Below are 499 nucleotides of genomic sequence, written 5' to 3'. Positions count from 1 at the left end.
GTGAATTAGATATCCAGGGTATGGATTCTACAGTAGTTGATGATGGTATGTCATACAACGCAATCCACGCAATCACAGACGGCTTAACAGCAGTAAATGACAAAGGCAAGACAGTTCCAGCATTAGCTAAGAGCTGGGATGTAAGTGCTGATGGTAAGACTTACACTTTCCACTTAAAAGATGCTAAGTGGTCAAATGGTGATAAAGTCACTGCCAACGATTTCGTTTATTCTTGGAAGAGAATTATTAAGAATGCAGGTAACTATGCTTACATGTTAGGTGATGATGGTGCATCAGTTAAGAATGCGAGTCAGTTGATTGATTTAGGTCCTAAGGCAACTGATGAGCAGATGAACACTTTAGGTGTTAAAGCAACTGATGATAAGACTTTAGTTGTTGAATTAAACAACAAGGTTCCATATTTCACAGATTTAATGGCTTTCCCATGCTACTTCCCACAGAACGAAAAGTTCGTTGAAAAATGTGGTAAGAACTATGG

At 38.7% G+C, this 499-nt stretch carries 1 protein-coding gene; it reads left to right on the top strand.

Annotation, left to right across the window (positions count from 1 at the left end):
• On the top strand, positions 1 to 499 hold a 499-nt coding region (locus DW269_RS12260), incomplete at both ends, for an ABC transporter substrate-binding protein (protein WP_233503299.1).

The sequence above is a fragment of the Catenibacterium sp. AM22-6LB genome, from assembly GCF_003435615.1.
Lineage (GTDB): Bacteria > Bacillota_I > Bacilli_A > Erysipelotrichales > Coprobacillaceae > Catenibacterium > Catenibacterium mitsuoka_A.
The sequence above is the reverse complement of the archived record's forward strand: the minus strand, read 5'-3'. Positions and strand labels throughout refer to the sequence as shown.